Origin of the sequence: Peribacillus sp. NPDC097198 (genome assembly GCF_044762055.1) — a bacterium.
In the GTDB taxonomy this organism is placed as follows: Bacteria; Bacillota; Bacilli; order Bacillales; family DSM-1321; genus Peribacillus.
This window is the reverse complement of sequence record NZ_JBIWDO010000002.1, coordinates 316,343-342,791: the sequence shown is the minus strand read 5'-3', so window position 1 is coordinate 342,791 and position 26,449 is coordinate 316,343. Positions and strand designations below refer to the sequence as shown.

At 41.5% G+C, this 26,449-nt stretch carries 24 protein-coding genes; 8 read left to right on the top strand and 16 right to left on the bottom strand.

Annotation, left to right across the window (positions count from 1 at the left end):
• Window positions 1-84: 84 nt before the first annotated feature.
• The 10 genes from argF to ACIQXQ_RS04675 form a co-directional block, all read right to left on the bottom strand.
• The gene (gene argF / locus ACIQXQ_RS04720) at window positions 85-1,044 is read right to left on the bottom strand and encodes an ornithine carbamoyltransferase (RefSeq protein WP_402867777.1); all 960 of its coding nucleotides are present in this window, start codon (window positions 1,042-1,044) and stop codon (window positions 85-87) included.
• Complete coding sequence (locus tag ACIQXQ_RS04715) at window positions 1,041-4,160, bottom strand: carbamoyl-phosphate synthase (glutamine-hydrolyzing) large subunit (RefSeq protein WP_402955853.1); 3,120 nt, start codon at window positions 4,158-4,160, stop codon at window positions 1,041-1,043. Before ACIQXQ_RS04715 ends, argF begins: the two co-directional genes overlap by 4 nt.
• Complete coding sequence (locus tag ACIQXQ_RS04710) at window positions 4,153-5,235, bottom strand: carbamoyl phosphate synthase small subunit (protein ID WP_402955850.1); 1,083 nt, start codon at window positions 5,233-5,235, stop codon at window positions 4,153-4,155. Before ACIQXQ_RS04710 ends, ACIQXQ_RS04715 begins: the two co-directional genes overlap by 8 nt.
• Before the next feature lie 84 nt (window positions 5,236-5,319).
• The gene (locus ACIQXQ_RS04705) at window positions 5,320-6,471 is read right to left on the bottom strand and encodes an acetylornithine transaminase (protein ID WP_402955847.1); all 1,152 of its coding nucleotides are present in this window, start codon (window positions 6,469-6,471) and stop codon (window positions 5,320-5,322) included.
• Window positions 6,468-7,274, bottom strand: a complete 807-nt coding sequence (argB, locus tag ACIQXQ_RS04700; RefSeq protein WP_402955844.1) for an acetylglutamate kinase — start codon at window positions 7,272-7,274, stop codon at window positions 6,468-6,470. The genes ACIQXQ_RS04705 and argB overlap by 4 nt, the downstream gene beginning before the upstream one ends.
• Complete coding sequence (argJ, locus tag ACIQXQ_RS04695; protein ID WP_402867772.1) at window positions 7,255-8,487, bottom strand: bifunctional ornithine acetyltransferase/N-acetylglutamate synthase; 1,233 nt, start codon at window positions 8,485-8,487, stop codon at window positions 7,255-7,257. Before argJ ends, argB begins: the two co-directional genes overlap by 20 nt.
• Window positions 8,488-8,506: 19 nt before the next feature.
• Window positions 8,507-9,541, bottom strand: coding sequence for an N-acetyl-gamma-glutamyl-phosphate reductase (gene argC, locus ACIQXQ_RS04690; protein WP_402867771.1), 1,035 nt, complete (start codon window positions 9,539-9,541; stop codon window positions 8,507-8,509).
• A gap of 478 nt (window positions 9,542-10,019) precedes the next feature.
• A complete protein-coding gene (moaA, locus tag ACIQXQ_RS04685; protein ID WP_402867770.1) occupies window positions 10,020-11,033 on the bottom strand; it encodes a GTP 3',8-cyclase MoaA in 1,014 nt (337 codons plus the stop codon).
• A 115-nt stretch (window positions 11,034-11,148) separates the two neighbouring features.
• Entirely contained in the window at window positions 11,149-11,457 is a 309-nt protein-coding gene (locus tag ACIQXQ_RS04680; protein WP_402867769.1) for a metal-sulfur cluster assembly factor, read from the bottom strand.
• 112 nt (window positions 11,458-11,569) lie between these two features.
• Complete coding sequence (locus ACIQXQ_RS04675) at window positions 11,570-12,358, bottom strand: prolyl oligopeptidase family serine peptidase (protein ID WP_402867768.1); 789 nt, start codon at window positions 12,356-12,358, stop codon at window positions 11,570-11,572.
• 236 nt (window positions 12,359-12,594) lie between these two features.
• Here ACIQXQ_RS04675 and ACIQXQ_RS04670 point away from each other — a divergent pair, with 236 nt between their 5' ends.
• The 3 genes from ACIQXQ_RS04670 (at window position 12,595) to ACIQXQ_RS04660 (ending at window position 13,843) form a co-directional block, all read left to right on the top strand.
• Window positions 12,595-13,407 (top strand): Cof-type HAD-IIB family hydrolase, encoded by an 813-nt coding sequence (locus ACIQXQ_RS04670; RefSeq protein WP_402867767.1) that lies wholly within the window; start codon window positions 12,595-12,597, stop codon window positions 13,405-13,407.
• 98 nt (window positions 13,408-13,505) lie between these two features.
• A complete protein-coding gene (locus ACIQXQ_RS04665) occupies window positions 13,506-13,652 on the top strand; it encodes a hypothetical protein (protein WP_402867766.1) in 147 nt (48 codons plus the stop codon).
• Window positions 13,652-13,843 carry a DUF3813 domain-containing protein gene (locus ACIQXQ_RS04660; protein WP_402867765.1) on the top strand — a complete coding sequence of 64 codons (192 nt, stop codon included), beginning with the start codon at window positions 13,652-13,654 and terminating at the stop codon, window positions 13,841-13,843. The genes ACIQXQ_RS04665 and ACIQXQ_RS04660 overlap by 1 nt, the downstream gene beginning before the upstream one ends.
• 39 nt (window positions 13,844-13,882) lie before the next feature.
• Here ACIQXQ_RS04660 and ACIQXQ_RS04655 read toward each other — a convergent pair whose 3' ends face one another.
• Window positions 13,883-14,134 carry a KGG domain-containing protein gene (locus tag ACIQXQ_RS04655; protein WP_402867764.1) on the bottom strand — a complete coding sequence of 84 codons (252 nt, stop codon included), beginning with the start codon at window positions 14,132-14,134 and terminating at the stop codon, window positions 13,883-13,885.
• A 145-nt stretch (window positions 14,135-14,279) separates the two neighbouring features.
• On the bottom strand, window positions 14,280-15,122 hold the full coding sequence (locus ACIQXQ_RS04650; RefSeq protein WP_402867763.1) for a YitT family protein: 843 nt from the start codon (window positions 15,120-15,122) through the stop codon (window positions 14,280-14,282).
• Window positions 15,123-15,276: 154 nt separating this feature from the next.
• On the opposite strand from ACIQXQ_RS04650, the gene ACIQXQ_RS04645 reads away from it, so the two are divergent.
• The 4 genes from ACIQXQ_RS04645 (at window position 15,277) to ACIQXQ_RS04630 (ending at window position 18,085) form a co-directional block, all read left to right on the top strand.
• A complete protein-coding gene (locus ACIQXQ_RS04645) occupies window positions 15,277-16,143 on the top strand; it encodes a DegV family protein (protein ID WP_402867762.1) in 867 nt (288 codons plus the stop codon).
• A gap of 68 nt (window positions 16,144-16,211) precedes the next feature.
• On the top strand, window positions 16,212-16,343 hold the full coding sequence (locus ACIQXQ_RS04640; protein WP_402955841.1) for a DUF3941 domain-containing protein: 132 nt from the start codon (window positions 16,212-16,214) through the stop codon (window positions 16,341-16,343).
• A 126-nt stretch (window positions 16,344-16,469) separates the two neighbouring features.
• Window positions 16,470-16,961, top strand: a complete 492-nt coding sequence (locus ACIQXQ_RS04635) for a YajQ family cyclic di-GMP-binding protein (protein WP_402955838.1) — start codon at window positions 16,470-16,472, stop codon at window positions 16,959-16,961.
• Between the two features lie 260 nt (window positions 16,962-17,221).
• Window positions 17,222-18,085, top strand: coding sequence for an SDR family oxidoreductase (locus ACIQXQ_RS04630; protein WP_402867759.1), 864 nt, complete (start codon window positions 17,222-17,224; stop codon window positions 18,083-18,085).
• Between the two features lie 207 nt (window positions 18,086-18,292).
• On the opposite strand, the gene ACIQXQ_RS04625 is transcribed toward ACIQXQ_RS04630, so the two are convergent.
• The 4 genes from ACIQXQ_RS04625 to ACIQXQ_RS04610 form a co-directional block, all read right to left on the bottom strand.
• The gene (locus ACIQXQ_RS04625) at window positions 18,293-19,336 is read right to left on the bottom strand and encodes a LacI family DNA-binding transcriptional regulator (RefSeq protein ID WP_402867758.1); all 1,044 of its coding nucleotides are present in this window, start codon (window positions 19,334-19,336) and stop codon (window positions 18,293-18,295) included.
• 322 nt (window positions 19,337-19,658) lie between these two features.
• On the bottom strand, window positions 19,659-21,308 hold the full coding sequence (locus tag ACIQXQ_RS04620; RefSeq protein WP_402867757.1) for a glycoside hydrolase family 13 protein: 1,650 nt from the start codon (window positions 21,306-21,308) through the stop codon (window positions 19,659-19,661).
• Window positions 21,309-21,383: 75 nt separating this feature from the next.
• On the bottom strand, window positions 21,384-22,898 hold the full coding sequence (locus ACIQXQ_RS04615) for an alpha-amylase family glycosyl hydrolase (protein ID WP_402867756.1): 1,515 nt from the start codon (window positions 22,896-22,898) through the stop codon (window positions 21,384-21,386).
• 138 nt (window positions 22,899-23,036) lie between these two features.
• Complete coding sequence (locus ACIQXQ_RS04610; protein WP_402867755.1) at window positions 23,037-24,290, bottom strand: extracellular solute-binding protein; 1,254 nt, start codon at window positions 24,288-24,290, stop codon at window positions 23,037-23,039.
• A gap of 392 nt (window positions 24,291-24,682) precedes the next feature.
• Between ACIQXQ_RS04610 and ACIQXQ_RS04605 the strand changes: the two genes are divergently transcribed.
• Window positions 24,683-26,434, top strand: a complete 1,752-nt coding sequence (locus ACIQXQ_RS04605) for a glycoside hydrolase family 13 protein (RefSeq protein ID WP_402955835.1) — start codon at window positions 24,683-24,685, stop codon at window positions 26,432-26,434.
• Window positions 26,435-26,449 lie beyond the last annotated feature (15 nt).

Sequence of the window (26,449 nt, the reverse complement as noted above, 5' to 3'; positions counted from 1 at the left end):
TTTCATGACCGAAAATTTCAAAGGGGAAAAGAGGATGGTGGCAAAAGTAAAAAGCGCCTGCTATAGAGCAGACGCTTAAATTTATTATGATAGTAAATCTACGAGAACCGCCTTTTGGGCATGTAGACGGTTCCCCGCTTGATGGAATACGACCGAATTCGGCCCATCGATGACTTCTGCAGTCACCTCTTCTTCTCTATGAGCAGGTAAGCAATGCATGAATAGATAATCATTCTTTGCATGTTTAACAAGTTCACCGTTGATTTGATAGCCCTTAAACGCTTCTAAACGGATGCTATTCTCAATTTCTTGCCCCATGGAGGTCCATACATCCGAATATACGATATCTGCGTCCTTAATGGCTTCAACCGCTGAGGTCGTAACAGTTACTTCACAATTGTTTTCAGCTGCTACTTCCTTCGCGTAGGCAACGATTTCTTCGTCAGGCTTATACCCCTCCGGACATCCAATCGAGAAATTCATGCCCATTTTAGCGCAACCGACCATCAATGAGTTGGCTACATTATTCCCGTCGCCAATGTAACTCATTTTTAATCCTTTCAATTTCCCTTTCAATTCTATGATGGTCAGGAAGTCCGCCATCACTTGGCTAGGATGTGCAAGGTCAGTCAACCCATTAATAACGGGAATGGTTGCATGATCAGCCAATTCCATGATTTTTTCATGCCCGAAAGTACGAATCATGATACCATCAATGTACTCGGAAAGGACTTTTGCCGTATCGGAAATGGGTTCTCCACGTCCGATTTGCAAGTCATTACTGCTCAAAAATAATGCATGGCCACCTAGCTGTAGCATTCCCACTTCAAAAGAGACCCGGGTACGAGTCGATGATTTTTCAAAAATCATCCCTAATGTCTTACCAGCTAAAGGTTTATATTCCTCGCCCGCTTGTAATTTGGCTTTTATATTTTGCGCCAACTCCAATAAAGCTGCAATTTCCTTTGATGTTGTTTCCTTCATCGTCAAGAAGTCTTTTCCACCCAAGATTTTCGAGTGCGACTGTGCCATCAGTGCATTCATACGTGTGACACCCCTTTCGAATAAGTTAGAAGCCATTCCTGCAATGAGGTAACGCTTGGATCCGCATGCTTCAGTGATTGCAAATACGCTTTAAATGTTTCCTCTTCTGAAAAGGCCAATAGTCTGTATTTGGCTGCTAATAACCGTAACTGCTTATCTTCATCCGTTGCTCCATAAGCCAAGACGACGGCTGCATTGCCTGCCTTTAGCCATTCGTCAAAGTCCGAATGGGTGATTTCCAAGTCGGCATCATGGATTAGCTTAAGTAGTCCTTCGCTTAATTGCGCTGATTTGGCTTGATACACACCTGTCGTATGTTTAGCCTTTTGAGCGTGAAATACTTTCGTTAACGCTTCTATCATGGTTTCCCCGATTGCGATGCCTTCCCCTGTGGACTTCATTTCCGGACCGACTTTTGAATCCAGTCCACTTAAAGCAAAGGTTGAGAATACTGGATATTTAACGACCGAATACGGAATATCTTCCATTAATCCTGTTTTTTCAACCAAATTTGCTAAAGAATATTTCCCAAGCAATATTTTTGTCGCCATTTGCACTAATGGAACGTTCGTGACTTTACTGATGATTGGAATCGTACGGCTAGCACGCGGATTTACTTCCAGTACATATACATCACTGCCATCAATGACGAATTGGATATTCATGAGTCCTTTATATCCAAGCTCTCTCACAAGCTTTTCTGCATAAATGGTCATTTTCCCCTTAATATCATCCGATAAGGACTGTGAAGGCAGTAAAGCCAGGCTATCTCCTGAATGAACCCCTGCTTTTTCAACATGTTCGGCTACGATTGGGATATAAACTTCCTTACCATCCGCAATCAAATCGATTTCTGCTTCCTTACCAGGAATATAAGAATCGATCAATACGGGATACACAAGTTCTGCACCATTTTCGATTCGGTTCAACAAACTTTCCTTTGAACGGATTATTTCCATTCCTTGTCCACCGATGACATAAGACGGACGCAACAGCACAGGGAAGCCGATTGTTTCAGCACTTTCAACGAGCTGTTCCACACTGTCAGCCATTGTTCCTGGGACATGCGGAATGTCCAGCTTTTGTAACAGTTGATAAAAACGATCGCGATCTTCTAACTGATCAAGCATGTCAAATGAAGTACCAAGCAAATTGATTCCGTAGTCTTCCAATCCTTTAGCCAGATTGATAGCCGTCTGACCGCCAAACTGGACAATGACATCCTCAATATTTTCCGCTTCAATGACGTTCAAGACATATTCCAAAGTTAAAGGCTCGAAATACAAACGGTCTGCTGTCGCAAAATCCGTACTGACCGTTTCGGGGTTATTATTGATCATGACCGTTTCCACATTTTCACCTTGAAGGGCATAAACGCCATGAACGGAACAATAATCGAATTCGATGCCTTGACCGATTCGGATTGGCCCGCTGCCAATCATCAGGACTTTTTTCTTATCTGTTTTTTGCTGTTCATTTTCTCCAAAATAAGTCGAATAATGATAGTTCGTATGTGAGTCGAATTCGGCTGCACATGTATCCACCGTCTTGTAAACGGCTGATATGCCCAGTGTTTTACGAAGTGCCCTCACGTCGAATTCACTTATATTCCATACGGAGGCAAGGTAGCGATCTGAAAAGCCCTTCTCCTTGTAAAGCTGCATCTCTTCCTTGTTGACCAATTCAGCAGTCTTGGAAGAGATATCCTTTTCTTTCTCGATTAGCAAAGCGAAAGAGTGAAGGAAATAGTAATCTATAGCGGTTGCTTCATGGATTTCCTCCATCGTCACACCTTTACGAAGCATTTCAAAAATGACAAAGATTCTTTCATCCGATTTCTCGGCAAGCTTTTCCCATAGCTTGGGTACTGACTTATCCTTTAATGACAGGAGCTGAAGCCCGTTTGTCTTTAATTCCAATGAATCAATAGCCTTTTGTACTCCGCCTTCGAAATTGCGATGCAGGGCCATTACTTCTCCTGTCGCTTTCATCTGTGTGCCCAATTTACGGTGTGCCGTCTTGAATTTATCGAATGGCCAACGCGGGAACTTAACTGCTACATAATCCAACGCCGGTTCAAAGCTTGAATACGTGCTCTTCGTTACTGGGTTGATGATTTCCGATAAATGATAGCCCACAGCCAGTTTTGCAGCGATACGGGCAATTGGATACCCGGTCGCTTTGGAAGCCAATGCAGAAGAACGACTGACACGCGGATTCACTTCAATCAAATAATATTGTTTACTGTTAGGATCAAGTGCAAATTGAATATTGCAGCCCCCGATAATCCCTAAAGCGGAAATGATTTTAATAGAGGCAGAACGTAGCATTTGAAACTCATCATCAGACAATGTCTGTGATGGTGCAACCACGATCGAATCACCTGTGTGAATACCGACTGGATCAATATTTTCCATATTACAGATGGTGATGCATGTATTGTTTCCATCACGCATGACCTCGTATTCGACTTCCTTAAAGCCCGCGATGCTTCGTTCAATCAAGCATTGAGTAATCGGGCTTTCCTGAAGACCACCCCGAACAAGTTCTTTGAAAACCTCCATGGATTCTGCGATTCCACCACCGGTTCCGCCTAGTGTGTAGGCTGGTCTGATGATGATGGGAAAGCCAATTTCCTCAGCAAAAGCTACCGCCTCTTCCAAAGTATGGACAATCTTACTGTCCGGCACTGGCTCATCTATTTCAAACATTAGTTGACGGAACAGCTCACGATCTTCTCCCTTTTTGATGGAGTCAATCGGTGTTCCTAGTAATTTGACATTATATTTTTCAAGAATCCCAGCATCATCTAACTGATAGGCAAGATTCAATCCCGTTTGACCGCCTAAAGTGGCAAGCAAGCCATCTGGTTTTTCTTTGGCAATGATTTTTTCCAGTACATCCACCGTCAACGGTTCGAAATAGACGGCGTCCGCGTTCATTTCGTCCGTCATTATGGTTGCCGGATTGTTATTGACAAGAATGACTTTATAGCCTTCCTCTTTTAAGGCGAGGCAGGCTTGTGTTCCTGCATAGTCAAATTCAGCGGCCTGCCCGATGACGATTGGCCCTGAACCAATTACTAATATGGTCTGTATCGTGTTGTCTTTAGGCATATGCTTTTTCTCTCCCGCTATAATCATTTATCATTTGTAAAAAGTCGTGGAACAACAGTGAACTTTCAACCGGTCCTGGATTTGCTTCAGGATGGTATTGAGTTGTGAAAATTGGAAGGTCTTTATGCATAAGGCCCTCAACGGTATGATCATTTACATTACGGAACCGGACTTGAAGCGATGTTCCTTCTAAACTTGGTTCATCCACTTCATAACTATGGTTTTGTGAACTCATATAAACCCTTTTCGTTTTCAAATCGACCACGGGCTGGTTCGCACCTCGGTGCCCAAACAGCATCTTTTTCGTATTGCCCCCAAAAGCAAGTGCGGTCAATTGATGACCTAGGCAAATGCCCATGGTAGGAAAATTCGAAATGATTTTCTTTATATTATCCAACAGATATTCAAGCTGTTTTGGATCCCCAGGCCCATTTGAAAGCAAAATGCCATCCGGTTTCAATTTCACGATCTGTTCGAATTTCGTATCGAAGGGAACGACTGTAACATGGCACCCCTGCTCGATCAATGAAGTTAAAATGGATTTTTTATAGCCAAAGTCCATCAATACAATATGCTTGCCGCCTTCTCCATATTCCTCATATTGTTTCGTGGAAACTACAGCGACATGTGCGGCTATACCATCGAGCTTGGATTCGAAGGTATAGTTTTCATTCATGGAGATCGCCGCTTGCATGGAACCTTCTTGACGGATATTCTTGACGACAGCCCTTGTATCCACATGACTCAATAGAGGAATATTCCATTTATCCAAATACTCAGCAAGTGAATATTCGGCTTGATAATGTGAATGATTCCTAGTGCCTTCATACACAATAACGCCAGCCACATGAGGCTTCTTACTTTCGAAATCGAATGGATTGATTCCGTAATTCCCAATTAAGGGATACGTAAAGATGACGATTTGATCTTTATAGGACGGATCAGTCAATACTTCCTGATATCCGGTCATTCCGGTAAAAAAGACAATCTCTCCAGTAATTGTTTTCTGAGTCGATTTAGTTAACAGATTCCCTTCGAATACAGAACCATTTTCTAAGCATAAATAATTTTTCATGTTTTTCACCTCTTAGGTAGATGATGTATATTTATATACATAGTAGCATAATTATTCATTTCATTCTATAAAAATTCAAATAATTTAGATTATTTGTTTTGTTGCCACTGCACTTTTAATTTTCACGATTGCCTGATCTATTTCTGATTGATTCACCGTAAGCGGTGGAAGCAAGCGAAGTACGTTCGGCCCGGCACTCAATAGAAGTAGACCTGCCTCTTGCATCTCCAATATAAAGCCCTGGACTTCCTGTTTGCATTCAATGCCAATCATCATCCCAAGACCCCGGACTTCTATTACATCGTCAAGATCCTCTAACGCCTTGGTCAATTCACTTTTCAGATACTCAGCTTTTTCCTCTGCTTCTTTTAAGAAATCCGGTTGGAATATTTCAGTTAGAACCGCTTCGGCAGCTGCGACACTCACTGGGTTTCCTCCAAAAGTGGACCCATGGCTTCCAGGACCAAAGAATTCCGCCAATTCCCTTTTACCTATCATTGCCCCGATAGGGAGTCCGTTTCCAAGCCCTTTGGCCGAAGTAAGGATATCTGGCTGGATATCGAAATGAAGGAAAGCGAATGGCTTAGCTGTCCGGCCAATTCCCGTTTGAATTTCATCAACGATAAGAAGGGCTCCATGTTTTTTACATGCGGCAGCAATTGCATCCAAATAAGCTTGCTGAACAACATGAATGCCACCTTCCCCTTGAACGATTTCAATCATGACCGCTGCCGTGTCTCCGTCTACTGCGGCGGCTAAAGCGTCGTTATCATTAAAAGGAACATATTCAAAAGAGTTTAACATCGGGCCGAAACCTTTCTTGATCTTATCTTGCCCGGTTGCTGCCATTGTTGCGAAAGTACGCCCATGAAATGATTGTAAACAAGTGACGATCTTACTTCTCCCTGTCGCTTTACGGGCAAGTTTAATTGCTGCCTCATTTGCTTCCGCACCGCTGTTGGCAAAGAAAACGTGGTCCAATCCCGATGCTTCTGCCAGCATGCCCGCAACCCTTTCCTGTGCAGAGCTCTGGAACATATTCGATACATGCCAATACTTATTCAACTGCTGAGTAACGGCATTCTTCACTTTTTCGTGACAATGACCAAGATTCAGCACTCCAATTCCTGATGTAAAGTCCAGATACTCTTTCCCATTCTTACTCATTAACTTCGTACCGTTCGCTGTTTCTGGTTCTATGTCCCATCTTGCATACGTTGGAAATAAAGAACTCATTTGAATACCCCTTCTTTCTGTAAAAATTTCGTACCGATGAACTGTCCATCCTCGTAGAAGATCTCTTTTCCACTTACAATCATCACTTCTTCGACGCCCTTATTCAACACGGATAATGCAGTCTTTACCTTTGGAATCATTCCTCCATATATACTGCCATCTGTAATTAAATCTTGCGTCTCCGATTCGGTCAGCTTTTCGATGACTTGATGATTCTTCATTACCCCTTTAACATCTGTTACAAATAAACACATGGCCGCCGAAAGGGCTTTCGCCACTGAACCTGCAGCCATATCGGCATTCACATTCAGTTTATTTCCATCTTCTGTAGAGGAGATAGGCGTCAACACTGGGCAGAAGCCTTTGTCGAAAAACAATTCCAATAGTTCTGTATCGACCTGATGAATTTCACCGACAGCCCCTAGTTTTTCTTTATCAATGAACTCACCGGTCAGGATGCCGCCATCCGATCCATTGAGGCCAACTGCTTTGATTCCGTGTTCTTCCAACTTGTGTACAAGGCAACGATTAGATTTACCTGCCAGCATCAGTTCAACCACTTCCAGCACGTCTGATGTCGTTTTTCTTAACCCATCTTCGAATACTGGTTCAATTTCAAATTTCTCAAGCATCGAATTGATATCCGGACCGCCTCCATGAACGAAGACGATTTGATACCCACGGCTTTGTAGTTCTTTTATACTCGTAAAAAATGATTCGGATAACTCATTAATAATGCTGCCGCCGCATTTGATGACTAAAGTGTCCACCCATTCATCCCCCTTATGATCGATAGCTCCCATTAATTTTCACATAATCATAGGTTAAGTCGCAGCCCCATGCCGTACCTGATTCGTTCCCATCTTGTAAATAGACATTAATCGTTATACTCTTATTTTCTAAATAGGCTTTCGCCTCTTCTTCGGAAAACTGTACCGGTTCGCCACCCTTCAGGACTACGATATCACCAAAGGCGATCGTTGTTTGTGTAGGTTGAAAGGCCACTCCGCTTCTTCCCATGGCCGCGATAATGCGACCCCAGTTAGCGTCAGAACCAAACGCTGCGGTTTTCACTAAATTTGAACCCACAATCGTTTTTGCCATCATCTGTGCATCGGTTTTCTCATTCATTCCATGGACATTGACTTCAATTAGCTTCGTAGCCCCTTCTCCATCTTTTGCAATTTGCTTAGCAAGGTTTTCAGATGTCTGTTTCAATAAATTCAAGAAGACGGACCATTCCGGGTGTGCTTTGGATAATGGTTCATTGCCTGCTTCTCCATTTGCCAAAACCAGAACCATATCGTTCGTGGAACTATCACCATCTACCGTGATTTGATTGAAGGTATCGTTGGTTATGCTAGATAACGCCTGCTGTAAATCGGCTGGTTCAATGGCTGCATCCGTCGTAATGAATCCAAGCATCGTAGCCATGTTAGGATGAATCATCCCCGACCCTTTCGCTGCACCGCCCATTTTTACGACCTTGCCGTCAATGACCGCTTCATACCCACAGCTCTTCGTTACGATATCCGTCGTCAAAATAGCGGTACCAAAGTCTTCTGCGGCTTCTGGTGTATCAGCTATCTCGAGTAAATCTATTCCCTTTTTGATTTTTTCCATATCCAAGTACTCACCAATGACTCCCGTTGAAGCAACAGCAAAAGCATGATCTTCCAAGTCAAACTTTTGTGCCGTAAGCTTTCGCATTTCAAGCGCATCCTTTAGCCCTTGCTTTCCAGTGCATGCATTCGCGCAGGCACTATTCACGATGATGCCATGAATTTTGCCGGTGACGGAAATACTGTCTTTCGTCACATCGATTGGGGCCGCCTGAACGACATTCTGTGTATAAACGGCAGCAGCTGAGGCCGTGACGTCCGAAAAAATGACGCCAATATCTTTTTTGGAGTAACGTAAACCTGCATGAACGCCTGACGCTTTAAATCCTTGTGGAATTAAGATGTTTCCTTTTTCAATTTGTTTGATTGTTTCAACTTGCTGTAATGTATTCATTATTTCCCTCCAAGAAATTTTATGGATAAAGCGGGGTGTTCCATAATCCTGTTGTTTCTTCAATCCCCATTAAAAGATTTGCGTTTTGAATGGCCTGCCCAGCAGCGCCTTTCACTAAATTATCAATGACCGAAACAATCGTTGCCCTTCCTGTTCTTTCATCATAAGCAACACCTATATCGCAAAAATTCGAACCATATACTTGTTTTGTAGAAGGAAAGTGATCTAGTGGCTGTATTCGAACAAATGGATGTTTATCATAAATGGTTTCATACAAATCCCTTAATTCGGCCGTTGAAGTTTGCCGGTTTAATTTAACGTACATTGTGGCCATGATCCCTCTCGTCATCGGGACAAGATGGGTATTAAAAGATATCGGCTGTAAATCTTTCGACCAGCGTCCAAGCTGTTGCTCAATTTCCGGTATATGTTGATGCTGGTTCACCTTGTATATTTTGAAATTTTCATTCATTTCACTATAATGCGTTACGACCGAAGGAGACTTCCCTGCCCCGGACACCCCTGATTTTGCATCGATAATTACATCTGAACCTGTAGCCCATCCTTCCGTAAATAAAGGGGCAAGGCCAAGCAATGTAGCGGTGGGGTAACAACCTGGGTTTGCAATAATAGTGGATTGCCTGATTTCCTCGGCATTCCATTCTGCTAGACCGTATATAGCTTTTTCAAGGATGGATTGAGGGGCAGCCTCTTTTTTATACCAACGTTCATATTCTCCTGGAGTTTGAAGCCTGAGGTCCCCTGACAAATCGATTACTTTCAAGTCAAGATCAGAAAATTGCGAAATCAGTTGTGAGGAAACACCTGAAGGCGTAGCGAGAAAAACAATATCAGATTTTTTTGCGATTTTTTCCGGATCAATGGCTTCCAATTTATCTTTCATATGCATTAAATGCGGATTTTCTTCATGGATACTCCGACCAAATTGGGATGAAGTATGCAATGATTCTATTTGTAAATGAGGATGATTAGTCAGGAACCTTATTAGCTCCAATCCACCATATCCTGTAGCTCCGACAATTGAAACGTTCATAAAACCACTCCTATATTCTAGTCCCTGTCATTCTTTGATTCTATTATTATATGATTGAATAAAAATAAAATCAAATGTATTTTTATAAAATTATTAAATTATATACAAAATTCTATCTTTTGCTACTATTCTTTGATATATTTTTTTCCATTCACTGCCCATTTATGAACAACGTCTTTGATTTAACCCTTTCTTGTTGCTAAAATCACCAGTAGTTCATTCATTGCCTTGTTTATTCATTTCACAACCTCCATATCCGTCCCCCGACAACCAGCAATTATATGCCTACAACATGAAAAGGTTGCGGGGATATCGACCGTATCCATCCAATTGTATTGATCCAGGGACCATTTAATATCTTGTTCCATCATATACATGCATAAAACCCGTATAATTTATTCATTAACCAAACGATGCACATACAAAAAAATACGGGATGGCATCTGCCATCCCGTATTTTTAACTTGTCCTTTAAAAATCAACCACCAATAAAGGACATTTCTATTTTTTCTTGTTTTTTCAAAGTGCCCGCTACCCTCTCGTCCGAATAACGGTCATCTCGATGATTCCAAATCGATATGATGTGGTCTGTTAATTCTTCATCCGACATCTCTGAACGAACCAATGACTTCAAGTCATGGCCTTTCCCATTAAATAAGCAAGTATATATGCTACCGTTTGCAGAGAGACGTGCACGCGTGCAACTTGAACAGAATGATTCCGAAACCGACGTGATGAATCCTACTTCAGTTGTTGTTCCTTTATAACGGAAACGCTTAGCAACTTCCCCAAAGTAATCTTCTTCCACAGGTTCCAATTCGAATTCTTGCTGTAGCATCTCGAGCAGTTCCTTTTTCGTTACCACATTTTTTAGTTGCCAACCATTTGTATGGCCAACATCCATATATTCTATATATCGCAGTTGAATGCCTTCCTGTTTGCAAAAACGAGCCATTGGCAGGATTTGAGATTCATTCGTTTCTTTTTTCACCACCATATTGACCTTGACGCCAAGTCCTGCCTTTTTAGCAGCGGCGATGCCTTCCAGAACCGGTTTTATCCCGATATTTCTGCCATTCATCTTTTTAAACAACTCGTCATCCAGACTGTCTAGGCTGATGTTCACTCGTTGTAAACCTGCTGCCTTTAAATCGGCCGCATGCTTCTTCAGGAACACGCCATTGGTGGTCAACCCTATATCTTCTATTCCTTCAATCAAGACAAGTTCGGAAATAAGCGTGGTAAGATTTCTGCGTAACAGCGGTTCCCCGCCCGTCAACCTTAACTTCTTCACACCTAAGTTTGCGAATATTTTAGAGATCCTTATAATTTCTTCATATGATAAAAGCTCGCTCTTCGGGAGGAACTGGAAATTCTCATGAAAAATTTCAGCCGGCATACAATATTGACAACGGAAGTTGCAACGATCGATGACGGAAATTCTCAAATCTCTTAATGGCCTATCTAAAGAATCTTTTATTTGACTGGTCAATTAACCACTCCTAGCCCTCATGTATTAGAAAAAGCCAAGCCAATAAAAAGCTGGTCCACAAAATGCGGATTCACCGTTTTTTGACTGGCTCTCTATTCATTCTTTTACATGGAATTTATTTTATGCCTAATGCGATTTTTGCATATCTGGACATGCGGTCCTTGGACCATGGTGGACTCCACACAATTTGCACGTCCGTTTCTTTCACTTCCGGAATATCTTCAAGCACCAATTTCACTTGATCGACGATTGTACCAGCTAATGGGCAGCCCATAGCCGTCAAGGTCATCTTCACAGTCGTTAGTCCTGCCTCGTCCATATCCACATCATATACCAAGCCCAGATTGACGATATCTATTCCAAGCTCCGGGTCAATAACCTGTTCCAAAGCTCCCATAATAATGTCTTTTGTATCTTGATCCATCCTAATCACTCCTTTTATAATCAATTATCCCCGTCATTCATACCGGGTGCTGATAGTTAAAACGGTTTACACTATCTACATATTAGAATCATAACAGATTTTTCGCGTTCCATTAAGCTTTTTGTATAGTTGGCAATAAATGTTTCTCAAACCAGTTCGCCGTTTGAAGCACACCTTCTCTGCTTACCTTATGAGATGCTTTCTTGTCGAGAATGAAATTAATTCTATTATCCCCTTCATTATAACTTGATTTAACCTCTTCATAAAAGCGATATGCATATTGATAAGGAACCACATGATCTTTTGCTCCATGCCAAAACAATAGTGGCCGATTAGCGAGCCTGTCGGGATTCAAGCTTAGGTCAAATGGTTTAAGTTGTGCAATCGCTTGTGTGATTTCCTCTTCCGATAGGGGAAAGCTAATCTCCCTTTTTTTCATTTCCCCTATTTGAAGCTCGGCAAACGAAACATATGAAGGGTTCCCCATCAAGCTCACGCCCGCCGATAACCAATCATAAGTCGCTAACGCCCCATTGGTCACAATCCCACCCATTGAGCTGCCGGCTATGCCAATCCTTTTAGGATCGATTAATTTACGGGAAAGTAAATCATCTTTAAGTAGGGGCAACTCTTTGATGCTCTGTAATACCATTTCCCAAAAACGAGGCATCAACTCGGATTCGCTTTCCCCTGTTTCCCTCTCTCCATGGTAGACAACATCGGGAAGAATCACGCGAAAGCCCTTTTCAGCCATTAAATACGCATAATGGAGATTGTGTTCCTTTGCACTCTGAAATCCGTGTATAAAAATGACTAGCGGCAGTTCCTTATTGAAAATGGACCGTTCGCTAACATGTAAAACGGGAATGTGCCCTATTACTTCTTTTTCGATGATAACCAATTCGACCCCTCCGAATCATTCATGTTATAATGCTGATTGCCCCTAAATGGAACAACCAAAATTTTATTAAAAAACCTATTTAAGTAAGTCGTATAATCTCGGGATTATTATAACCCTTTCATTTAGTAATATCATACAAGAATGCATAAAGAATGAAAAACATTTACAATTTCAGTACACTAAACTTAACAATATTCGCCTATAATAAAATCAAAAAAGAACAGAAGGTGCCATAGATGAATGACAAGCATTTAATTGTATTGGATCTTGATGGAACATTACTTACTGATAAAAAATCCATTTCCCCCCGCACTAAACAGACCCTTTTAAAACTGAAAGAGGATGGACATGAAGTCATGATTGCGACAGGCCGTCCCTACCGCTCAAGCGAACTCTATTATCGTGAGTTGGGATTGACAACGCCTATCGTCAATTTCAATGGTGCCTTTGTCCACCATCCCTTGCAGACAAGCTGGGGGACGTATCATTCACCTCTCGACATCAAGATTGCAAAAGAGATAGTCGAGGCCTGTGACCAATTTAGCTATCATAACATCATTGCAGAGGTTAGGGATGATTTATATGTCCATTATCATGACGAAAAATTGATGAATATGTTCAATGTAGGGAATCCAAAAATGACTAGCGGGGACCTGCGGAACTACCTAAACGATTCGCCTACTTCGATGCTCATCCATACAGATAGCGAATATGTCGGGCAAATTCGGCAGCATCTATCGGATGTCCATGCTGAATTGGTTGATCACCGACGTTGGTCAGAGCCCTTTCACATCATCGAAATCATAAAAAGTGGATTAAGCAAGGCTGTCGGGCTTCAGCGTGTATCCAATTACCTGGACATTCCAAAAGACCGGATCATCGCATTCGGAGATGAGGACAATGACTTGGAAATGCTTGACTATGCAGGAACAGGTGTCGCCATGGGTAATGCTATAGAATTAGTGAAAAACGTAGCCAACACGACCACCTTGACCAATGAGGAGGACGGCATTGCCATTTTCCTTGAGGAAAAATTCAATCTGAAATAACACATTTATTTCCTTCATAAATTCCATTCATTGAGCCACACTACTAGGGACAACATCAAACATCGTTGTCAAAAAGCTCAGATTCGGAGGAGATAATAATGGGAACAAAATCAAAACGTTTTGTACAGCAAGGCAAAGAAAGTGTTGCCAAACACGCTGAAAAAATCCCTTATCACACTACGTATGCAGAGGCTGAAAAAGACAGATTACGCATTATGTCAGAACAAAGCTATGGTGGCTTCTAATGGGAAACAAATTATTCCAGATCGCTCGGGACTTTGTTGAAGAAGCTCTCCACTCTGAGCCTGGTGGCGACCAGCAAAAAACTGTAGAAATCGCCAAAAATGCTCTTTCTTCGGCTAATGCCAATACGAATAATGCCGAAAAAGAACAGTTGCGTGAACTTCAGGAAAAGTTGGAAAACCATCTAAAGTAAAAAGGAAAAGCCTCCAGGATCCTGGAGGCTTTTCTCTATTTAACCGTTATTTCCTGTTGTTCCGCCTTTTTTACCGATTTCTTTATAAAAACTTTTATCATGAGAATCGGATGTGGCTTCTCCGCCCTTTTGACCAATTTCCTGATAAAACTCTTTGTTGTGATTATCTGAGGTGGCTTCTCCGCCTTTGCGTCCAATCTCTTGGTAGAAGTCCTTATCGTGATTGTTCGAAGTGGCTTCCCCGCCTTTGCGTCCAGCTTCTTCCCTACTCATCTTTTCATTCTTAGCCATTGTTCATCACTCCTTCAACAAGATTTATTGGCGATACGCTAGTACATTAGCCGTTTGGGATAAGCCTCAAACGTAAAACACCAATATTTATCCATTTGTCAATGAAGTGTAACAGTATTGAAAAATATGGTAAAAATCCTACTGTTCATTCCCTTCGGAACGTACCAACGATTCCCGACGTTTCAATAATGTTGGTGAAGGCATGGGGATCGACTTCTTGAATAATCCTCTCCAAATCATACAATTCATACCGAGTAATGACGATCATTAACATTTCCTTACTTTCATTGGTGAAAGCTCCTTTAGCAGGGAGCCTTGTAATGCCGCGAACCAATTTAGCATGGATGGCTTGCTTCAGTTCCTCGCTTTGCTTCGTTATGATCATGGCTGTCAACTTTTCATGGCGAGTATGTATAGCATCCACCACTCGTGTTGAAGTATAAAGCGTAACGAGGGTATACAAGGCCTTTTCAGGTCCATATACCGCTCCGGCTGTGACGATGATGATTCCATTCAAAAGAAATAAGTAAGTTCCTACAGGCTTGTCCTTCTTGCGTGATAAAAGCATGGCGATAATATCCATACCACCTGTCGATGCCCCGAATTTCAATGTAATCCCTACTCCGACCGCAGCGATCACACCACCAAACACAGCATTCAACAAAATGTCTGGGGACCATCGTGTTAGCGGGATGATTTCCATAAATAAACTCATTAATATAACACTGAGGAAGCTATAAAAAGTGAAGGACTTCCCAACCTTCCTCCATGCAAGAATAGTGACTGGAATATTCAATAGAAAGAGTAAGATACCAGTCGATACATTAAATGGTGCAAAGGATCCAATAATACTTGATAATAACTGCGCTACCCCTGTGAATCCACTTGCATAAACATTTGCTGGAATCAGAAAAAAGTTCATTGCAACAGCATTCAGTAATGCACCAATTATGACAATTAGAATTTTCTTTATTTCATTACCATACAACCAAAAAACCTCCAATATATTCTATTTTTAGTGGCCAATTCCCCTTATTTTCTCTTTCTATAGTCGTAGTGATTGAAATTTCACCGTTACATGCTAAACTAAATAGAGTAAAACTCACATTTACTAAAATATGTAAAAAGAAAGCGGGTGTATTATGGCTATCACGATTCTTGCGGATAGTGCATGTGACTTGCCATTGTCTTTCTATCAAGAAAACAATGTAACATTGATCCCCCTACAAGTTCATTTGGATGGGCAAAATTATGAAGACATCGTTACCATTAATTCTAAGGAGATTTTTCAAGCCATGCTTGATGGTAAGGCTCCAAAAACTTCACAAGTTTCTCCGGAACATTTCTTGGAAATATTCACGGAGTTTGCCAAAGAAAAAAAACAGGGCATTTATATTGCCTTTTCCTCTGAACTATCCGGAACGTACCAAACAGCCGTTATGATTCATAACCAGGTGAAGGAAGAATACCCTGATTTGGACATAGAGATCATTAACTCGAAATGCGCATCATTAGGCATTGGCATGGTCGTTGAACAAGCTGCCAAGTTAGCTCAGAGTGGAGCTTCTAAAGAAGAAATTTTAACACATATAAATTTCCTCCTCAAGCACATGGAACACCTATTCACGGTAGGTGACCTTGAATACTTGGCGCGTGGTGGACGTATATCCAAAACATCTGCCCTTGTTGGCGGGTTATTAAACATTAAACCGCTACTAAATGTGGAGGATGGAAAACTCGTTCCTCTTGAGAAGATTCGCGGCAAAAAGAAATTAGTGAAAAGAGCGATGGAATTAATGCATGAGCGTGGCATAAATCTATCTACTCAAACAATTGGTATTGTTCACGGCGATGACGAAGAATCCGCATTGGAATGGAAAGAAGTGATTCAACATGAATTTGGTACGACAAATTTCATGATCCATTCAATCGGTTCAGTAATCGGGGCACATACCGGTCCTGGTACTGTAGGTATCTTCTTCTTAAACGATACCCCTGCGAAATCATAAATATGCATACTCCCTCTTATAATTGCGAACAATACATATTGATCATGATTATGAAGGGAGTTTTTATTATGTCACACACTAAAGATAACAATAAAAGACCCGAAGATAACCAAGCGAGAAACGCCGAAAAAAACATGGCCTATCAGGAAAATCTTAAAGCGGGAAAACATTCCTACTCCAAAAAAACAGATCATAAATAACGGGGGACATCCCCCGTTTTTTCCTGTATCCCCTTGACAAAGTCCACTTGCTTAACAGAATGAATGGTTGTCTTCCTTACCTATCTTCTCTATAATAAAAGAAATAAAACCTGCTGGAGGTAAGTAATGGCAAAGGAAAATTCATTCGATATAGTATCCAAAGTAGATTTTTCGGAAGTGACAAATGCTGTAACCATGGCAATGAAAGAAATACAAACGCGCTATGATTTCAAGGGCAGCTTAAGTACGATTTCCATCGATAAGGAAGACCTCGTTTTGGTTTCTGATGACGAGTATAAACTTGATCAATTAAAAGATGTTTTAATCAGTAAACTTATAAAGCGTGGGGTTCCCGTCAAAAACCTCGATTACGGGAAAATAGAAGGGGCTTCCGGCGGTACTGTCCGTCAACGCGCTAAACTCATTCAAGGTATTGATAAAGAACAAGCAAAGAAAATCAACACCGTCATTAAAAACAGTGGGTTAAAAGTCAAAAGTCAAATTCAGGACGACCAAATTCGCGTTACCGGAAAAAACAGGGATGACCTGCAAGGCATCATCTCTGCCATCCGTGGTGCTGAATTATCAATTGATGTACAATTCCTAAATTACCGCTAAACTAGTAAGCCCACCCTGATAGGTGGGCTTTTTTCATTTAGTTGAAGGCACAAGGTGCCCGTTTCCCCATGCCTATTTCCCCCTCCATTCCTCCCCATACACCCTATCTGGATATCTCACACATAACGCCTTCACATTTCCTGTTATTCAAACCAATGTATCGATTCCAAGGAGTTGTGAGATGCTATTCTTGCTCTTATGTTTAAGCAATTCAAAAATAAGGAATATAAAAAATACAATAAAATATAGGAGGGGTAATCATGACAAACCAAAATAAACAAGGGTTTCCACCACAACATCAACAACATCAACCCGGAGTAGAAACGAAGATGGATCCGAATCCTGAGTCTGTAAAATCGGAATATAAAGGTAGTGGGAAATTAAAAGGAAAAACAGCGATTGTAACCGGCGGAGATAGCGGCATTGGTAAATCGGTCGCCATCTATTATGCGAAAGAAGGAGCCAATGTAGTTGTAGCCTACTTGGATGAACACGAAGATGCAAAGAAAACTAAGGAATTAATCGAACAAGAAGGACAAAAATGCTTGCTACTTGCAGGGGATATCGGTGATGAAACGTTTTGTCAGGATATCGTCAAGCAAACAATTGAAGAATTCGGCGGGTTGGATATCCTTGTCAACAATGCCGGCGAACAGCATGTGCAAGAAAGCCTTCTCGACATATCAGCCGAGCAGTTGGAAAAAACATTCCGAACTAATATCTTTTCCATGTTCCACTTAACGAAAGCCGCCTTGAAGCACTTGAAAAAAGGGAGCAGCATCATCAATACAACCTCAATCACAGCCTACCAGGGTAACCCAAAGCTAATCGATTACTCATCAACTAAAGGCGCCATTTTAGCCTTTACACGCGCTCTTTCGAATTCCATTTCAAAAGATGGCATTCGAGTGAATGGTGTAGCGCCAGGTCCTATCTGGACACCGCTTATTCCTGCTTCATTCGGTGAAGAAGATGTGGCCAAATTCGGACAAAATACACCTATGGGCCGAGCAGGACAGCCGGAGGAATTGGCACCTGCCTATGTATATCTAGCAAGTGATGATTCCTCTTACGTCAGTGGACAAGTCATCCATGTCAATGGCGGTTCAGTGGTAAACGGTTAATAAAGTAAGATCCAGGGCAGCGGATTCCATTTAGGAGATCCGTTGCTTTTTTCGTTCTAAGGAAGGATTTAGAGAGTATCCATTTCCTGATAAAGTGCTTGTAGAAACATAACTTGGACAGACTGGAACCGGTTTCCGTTCAATCAAAAGCGTCCTCAATACCAGGAAATTCATAAAGGAGCATTGTGACACACAATGCTCTTCCCTTTAATAATTCATGACCAACGATTCTTGCTTTAAAGGTCGGCAGGAACTTCTTTCCACAAACTGATGGGGTATGATGATTCCCCCCGGCTCTGCTCCCTTTTGTAACTTTTGGATGATCGATTTGGCTGCCTGATAACCCAGATCAAAAATGTTAATATCGACAGAAGTTAGGGCAGGTAGTGACATTTCAGTGAAAAGAACGTTATTAAAGCTGACAATTGATATCTCTTCAGGAGTGCGTATGCCCATCTCCCTTAGTGAATGGACAAGTCCAAGTGCCATTAAGTCATCACTGACGATTAAAGCGGTCGGAGGTTCCTTAATGGATAGCAACCTATTTGCTACTTCCAGTTCCCCATTATGTACAAAGTTCTCAAGTATCGTATATTCACTTCTTGGAACGATCCCAGCCCTTTTTAATGCCCGTTCGTATCCAGATAGGCGATCGAGTGTCATCACAGACTTTATATCCCCACCGATGAAACCGATTCTTTCATGCCCCAATTGGATTAGATAATCTGAGGCCTGTTCAGCCGCCAAGACGTTATCATTATCCACATATGATATTTCCTCGATAAAATCGTACGGCTTTCCAATCATGACAAATGGAAAATCCCTTGATCGCAAATAAGTAAGGATATGATCATTCATCCTTGAATACATCAGGACGATACCATCTACCATCCCCCCCTGGACCATATTCACGATTCCTTCATAAATCTCATTCTCCGTTTTTCCCGTGCTTAGCAATAGCGAATATTGTTTTTCCTGAGCCCCTTCGCTAAGTCCTTGCAAGATTGTTGAGAAAAATGGATTTTGATATATGACATTCGATGAACTTGGTAAGACCAACCCTATAATTTTCGTTGATTGGTTTGCTAGGCTGCGGGCAATGAAATTTGGGTGATATCCCAATTTCTCCATCGCTTTACGCACGCGCACTTTCGTTTTCTCGCTAATTCGAGGATTATTTGCAATCACTCGAGAAACTGTTGAAGGTGCTACATTCGCCAGTTGAGCTACATCTTTAATCGTAATAGCCATGCATTTCCCGTCTCCCCTCATCGTATTACAGACTTTTTGGACAACTTCGTGTAAAGTCAATAAATACTTTTCCAATATATTAAATAAATATACAATTATATGTATCTATCATACACTCAACTCAATGCTTATATCCATTACTTTTTTTAAATTTTCTATTTTTTTCAGAAAATATCAGTTTTTAGAGTCAGCCTTCACTTTTATCATAAAAAAGAGAGTTGATTTTAAATCAACTCCTTCATTGAAACGTATGATTTGTTTAGAGAAGAGGACAGAAGTCAGACGACTAACTACAGTAGCACCAACGGCTACATAGCTTCAACTAATGATGGTAGACCCTCACCTCGTAAGGACGCAAATGAATCTCACATTCGTCTTCCACATTGTCATAATTGCCCAGTAACAGTTCCATATTCCCCCAATCAGATATATCGATGGAATGGTGATTCGTACTGAAATTGCATATGACTTTCACTGATTCACTATTCATTTTTCTTGTATAAATATAAAGTTCACAATGATTTTCCCATAATAAATCATATTCTCCATAAACTAAAACCTGGTACTTCTTACGGAGATTAATCATCTTTTTGTAAAAATGGTAGATGGATGAAGGATTATTCCTTTGCTCTTCCACATTGATTGCACGGTAATTGGAATTTGCTTTCATCCAGGGTGTTCCTTCTGTAAACCCTCCATGCTCCGTATCATTCCATTGCATGGGTGTACGTGAATTGTCCCGACCGTTATGCCAAATGATCTGCATGATTTCATCATGTGAACGTCCCTTGGAGGTTTCAATATGATAAAAGTTTTTCATGCCAATGTCATCATAATCATCGATAGAGTCGAATTGTACGTTTGTCATCCCAATTTCCTGCCCTTGATAAATGAATGGTGTCCCTTGCATAAAAAAGTACAATGCACCAATCATTTTCGCACTCTCCAACCAATATTGATGATCATTTCCCCAAGTGGACACACTTCTCGGCTGGTCATGGTTTTCAAAAAACAAAGCATTCCAGCCTTTATTCTGAAGTCCCTTTTGCCATTTTGTCATGGTCCTTTTCAGTTCATAGACGTCGACATGATGATCATGTCCCCGATTCCATAGGCCCAGATGTTCGAATTGAAAAATCATATTGAACTTACCGTTTTCTTCCCCGACCCAATCATCCGCTTGTTCAATCCTTACGCCATTGGCTTCACCAACCGTCATGATATCATACTTCGCAAAAGTTTCTTCCTTAAGCTCTTGAAGGTAATCCAATATCCCTTCCTGATTGGTATGCATCTCAAACGCAGGGACATATTGATGCCAATACGGATTGGGCATATCCGGCAACCCCTCACGCTTGTGAATATGGGTGATGGCATCAATCCGGAAACCATCGATGCCCTTATCCAACCACCATGTCACCATGCTGTATAGAGCCTGCCGGACTTCTTTACATTCCCAGTTTAAGTCCGGTTGTTTCTCTGCGAATAAATGTAAGTAGAATTGTTTCGACCTTTCATCGAATTTCCAGGCACTTCCTGAGAATATACTTTCCCAATTGTTAGGTTCCCTACCATCCTTGCCGTCTCTCCAAATATACCAGTCTCGTTTCGGGTTATCCTTTGAAGAACGCGACTCCACGAACCAGGGATGCTCATCACTAGTGTGGTTAAGCACCAAGTCAAGAATCACCCTCATGCCACGTCGGTGTACATCGTCCAGCAATTGTTCCAGGTCCTCCATCGTGCCGAATTCTTCTGAAACCGATTGGTAATCACTGATATCATATCCATTATCTGCGTTGGGGGACTTATAAAACGGGCTAATCCAAATGACATCGATCCCAAGTTCCTGCAAGTAATCCAGTTTGGAGATCAATCCCCTTAAGTCCCCCACTCCATCTCCATTGCTATCCATGAAACTGCGGGGGTAAACTTGATAACAAACAGCCTCTTTCCACCAGGTTTTGCTCATGCTGTAGCCTCCCGTTTCTGTATTCCACAAAGCCAAGGGACATTGTTTTGCAGCCAAAAATCGAGAGGTACATGGTTAGTTTACTTGATTCCTTTTTGAACGTTTAATGACCAAAGCAATGAAAATGGCAAAAATGACAAGGACCAACCCGATAATGATCAAATAGGGAGTATTGATGGTCGATTTAGATGCAAGAGTGTAGACTTCCGTTGACTCCCTGTCGATTACGATCGAGTAGCCATTATCCTTACTACGAACCAAATCTCCATTCAGCATACCTCTCAACTCTTTGTTCTCATCAAGATCCTTTTCACTGAGATTAATCGTTTGCGTTTTGGTTGTATTATTCATGGCCACCACCATTGTTTCGTCGCCATACACACGTTTAAAAACCGCCGTACCGCCCTTTTGGTACAAAGGCTCCATATCCCCTTTTGATAATGCAGGGTACATCTCCCGAAGATCGGAAAGCTTGGTGATATACTCCACTAGCTCTTGCTCTGTCTTAAAATTCATCAATTGATGATTGGTCGGTGCTTCATCACCATTAAGGGCGATTTCCGATCCATACATCACGATGGGTACACCTGGAGTGGTATACATATAGGATAAGGCCATTTTCCATCTTGCCCCAGGGTTTTCATTATGATCGGCAGCATCCTTGGTGAAACGGGGCATATTCTGGGTATCCATGAATAAAGCCTGTGTACCGCTCGTTCCGATAGCATTGAAAACAGGTGCCAGATCCTGATCCGGTGCAGCGAATGCTTTTCTCAGTTCAGCATTTTGTGGGTAATCCATGAAAGCATCGATTCCCGTTTCCTCATATCCTTTTATCAAATCCTCATTGCCTTGGACATCACCAATTGTATAGAAGTTTGATTTTTCAGACTTGACTGTTTCAACAAACTCCTTCCAAAAGTCCTTTGGAACGTGTTGAACTTGATTTAGTCGATACCCATCAATATCCGTTTCTGCAATCCACGACTTGGCAACATCCAACAAATATTCCCGAGTTTCCTGGTTATCTTGATTTAAGTCCGGCAGGCCATTCACCCAGCCGTTTTCCATGTTCTGCTGATTGCTATCCTTGGAAATGTCCTTTTTTTCGTGAAACCAGTCTTTTTTATCAGGTTCGTTTAGCCAAGAATGATTCTTCCCCACCTGATTAACCTGAAAATCAACAATAACTTTCATCTCGCGGCTATGGGCCTCATCCACGAGCTTCTTGAATTCTTGTTTCGTACCATAATGTTCATCCGTTTTATAAAAATCCTTCACCCATTCCCCGTGGTAGCCATTATCTTCATTAGCAAAAATAGGTGATAGGATGATAGCGGTATACCCCATATCTTTAAGGTAATTTAACTTGTTCGTGACTCCTTCGAAATCTCCTCCATTAAAAGCTGAAGGATTCAATACATCTGCATCCCCATTGTTTTTAGGATTTCCATCAAAAAATCTGTCTATCATCAATGAGTATGCGATTTCATCCTTCCATGTTCGTTGTTCTTTTTCAGCTGCTCCTACAGGAATGGCGTAAAAAAGAAGCAACGGAATTAAAGCGAGTGATAACACCCTTTTTTTCATATCCGCTCTCCTCCTAGCTATCTCTTTACGCCTTTAAGATTAGCGTTTTGCCCTCTTGACGTCAAATCCATATTATAAAATTTTTTACACAAAAGAGATAAAATGGAGAGCGGTTGAAAGTGGGGCATATTTGCCGTTTCATTCCTCCTGGTAACTTTTCTCGATCTTCTTTACGGCTTCATCCAAAGCGGCTTTCGGTTTGGCTTTAATCGCCGTTATGTCCTGCATCGCGGAATTCATCGGTCCCCAGACTTTATTCATTTCTGGAATATTCGGTATCGGTTCTGCGTATTGTAATTGTATGGCGATGGCTTGTGCCCTTTCACTATCTTTTATTGCCTCATGCCCTTTGATTGTTTTTATAGGGGAGATTTCTCCCGTTCGTTCAAAACGGAGCACTGCATTTTTTTCATTTGATACATATTCCACAAATTTTGTAGACCAATAGGGATATTTGGTGAATGCGGTAATATGCCAGCCCTGTATTTCCATGATTGTTTTCATTGGCTTTCCATTTGGCAATTGGGGCATCGGAGCGACGCCGACATTCTTCCCATCCATCCATGCAGTTTTTGAACTCATGATGGAGGCTACCTTCCCCTCCCTAAACATTTTTTCCATATCTTCTTTGTCACCCTCTGGGATGGCACTCGCTTTATACCATTTTTGAATGAAATGCGCACCTTTCACTGCACCTTCATTGTTCAATCCTATATCCAAAGGATTTATTTTCTTCTTATCCCGATCGAATACATACCCTCCCATTCCCGTCATAATTCCATATGCATCATAGAAATCGTTCCATTCAGCCGCAAATCCATACTCCTTACCTGCCCTAGCCTTTTTTGCTTTTTTATACAATTCATTCATCGTGTCCGGGACCTTCGGCATCATCTTCTCGTTATACACCAAAACGGAAGTGACAGCAGACTTGGGCAGCCCAAATAGTTTTCCCTGATACATTTCGGCGAATATGGAAGCTTCTAAAAAGGCATCCGTAACTTCATCATTCACCTTGATTTCCTGTATCAGTCCCTCCTCCACTAGCTGACCTATTTTTTCATGGGTAAGTGTCACGATATCCGGGGATGTCCCGATAGGCCCATTTCGGCGTAATTGTGTGTACATCCCATCGTTCACTTTTTGCTCTTTATATTCCACTTTGATTCCATATTCTTTTTCGAATTCCTTCAGGATCGGTTTTAGGGCTTCCCCTTTATTCTCCTCTTCCCAAACAATCAGTTTATCCGGCTTTTTTTCATTCGTGGTTTCTTTTTCTCGCGGCATCCTTTCCTTCACCACTTCATTTTCCTTATCTGTATTGGCATCACAAGCACTTCCGATAGCGATAAAGATGAGGGACATGAGTAAATAGATCATCAACTTCTTCACTTTTATTCTCCTTTTAAAAATGTTTGATTCTATCATGTCCCAAAGCTTCGAATTGTTTACACCACCGTTAGAAAATCGAAAGGAAAGAACGTGGATTCACGATGAAAACGATATCAATCTCTATTGTTATCATTATATGAGAGGACTCAATTTTTACAACATTTTCCTTTATCAATTTTATTTCTTAAATGGAAGCGTTCTATTTCATATTTTTTAAGAACCAGGTGCTTTTTTTATATAAAATGGGTATATAATCAAAATGACTGGATAGTTTTTGAAATATTTAAATTTTTTAACTTTTCATCAGTACATAAGTAATGTCCTCTCAATCTCCAGTCTTAAAGTTCATCCAGCTTTCAAAATTAACCTGACTAGAATTGGAGTGGTTTTCTATGGAACGTTCGTCCATCCAGCACCGGCCTACAGACAATTTTGCTTATAGCATCGATGCAGTAACTCTTCATATCCGCCTTCGTACAAAAAAACAAGATATTTCTTACGTTGGACTCCTCTTTGGAGACCCCAATATACTCGATGAAGGTCATTGGCAGTATGAACAAGCGCCCATGTACCTTTCTGGCAGTGATGGCCATTATGATTACTGGCATATTTATGTGAAGCCACCTTACCGGAGAATAAGGTATGGATTTAAGCTACAATCGGGTGAGGAAGAACTCATTTATACGGAAAAAGGTTTTTTTGATGAGGCTCCTGATGATACAGGCTGTTATTTTGCCATACCTTATCTTCATCGAAATGAAGTGTTTAGCGCGCCTGAATGGGTAAAAGAAACAATCTGGTACCAGATCTTCCCGGAAAGATTCGCGAATGGAAATCCCGATAATGATCCTGAAGGTGCAAAGCCTTGGGGCAGTGAAGAACCGAAAGTGGACAACTTTTTTGGAGGGGATTTCGAGGGGATCCTACAGCATCTTGATTACTTAGAGGACCTCGGCATCAATGGCATCTATTTCACTCCCATTTTCCACGCCCATTCCAACCATAAATATGACACGATCGATTACATGGAAATCGATCCCCAATTCGGGACGAAAGAGGACTTGAAAACCCTTGTGGAAGAATGCCACAAACGGAATATCCGTGTGATGCTCGATGCCGTCTTTAACCATAGCGGCTATTATTTCCCTCCCTTTCAAGACCTCCTTGAAAAAGGTGAGGACTCAGAATACAAAGATTGGTTCCACCCCCACGGCTTCCCTTTAAAAGGAGGAGAACGTCCCAATTATGAAACATTCGGTTTTTTTGAATCGATGCCCAAATTGAATACAGCCAATCCTGACGTCAAAAAATACCTTTTGGAAACCGCCGCTTATTGGATTAAGGAGTTCGATATCGATGGCTGGCGACTTGATGTTGCCAATGAGGTCGATTCACCGTTTTGGCGGGAGTTCCGGAATACGGTGAAAAACATTAAACCTGATCTATATATTCTCGGGGAAATTTGGCATGATTCCATGCCATGGCTAAGAGGCGACCAATTCGATGCAGTCATGAATTATCCATTTACCAATAACGTGTTCCGCCTCATTGCTTCGCAAAAGATCAATTCCCGGCAGTTTATTGAAGAAATGACGGCTGTCTATCACAGCTATCCGACCAATGTATTCGATGTCACCTTCAACCTTCTTGGAAGCCACGATACACCACGGATTTTCACAGACTGCGGGGAAGATGTGAATAGGGCAAAGCTCATTCATGCCGTTCTACTGACGTTCAAGGGCAGTCCCTGCATCTATTATGGAGATGAAATTGGCTTAACTGGCGACCAGGATCCCGGTTGTCGAAAATGTATGGTCTGGGAGGAGGACAAACAGAATCGCGAACTCTATAACGAAATCAAAGAATTGATTGCTTTACGGAAAGAGGAAGGCTTGCTTGCAAATGAAGGCCATTTCGAATTCCTTGAAAAGATTGATAACACAAACATCGTCGCTTATCGAAAGTTCAATGAGGCACGCTCTGTTGTCATCCTTCTCAACCCGACAGACCGGTCACAGTCTTATACACTCCCATTTGACGTAAAGGAGGACTCAATGATTGATATAAGAACGAAGGAAATCGTGAAGGAAGACCATTCTGAATTGGGTGGCTATCAATATAGAATTCTTGCATTTGATCACTGAAGCAAACGAAAAGGG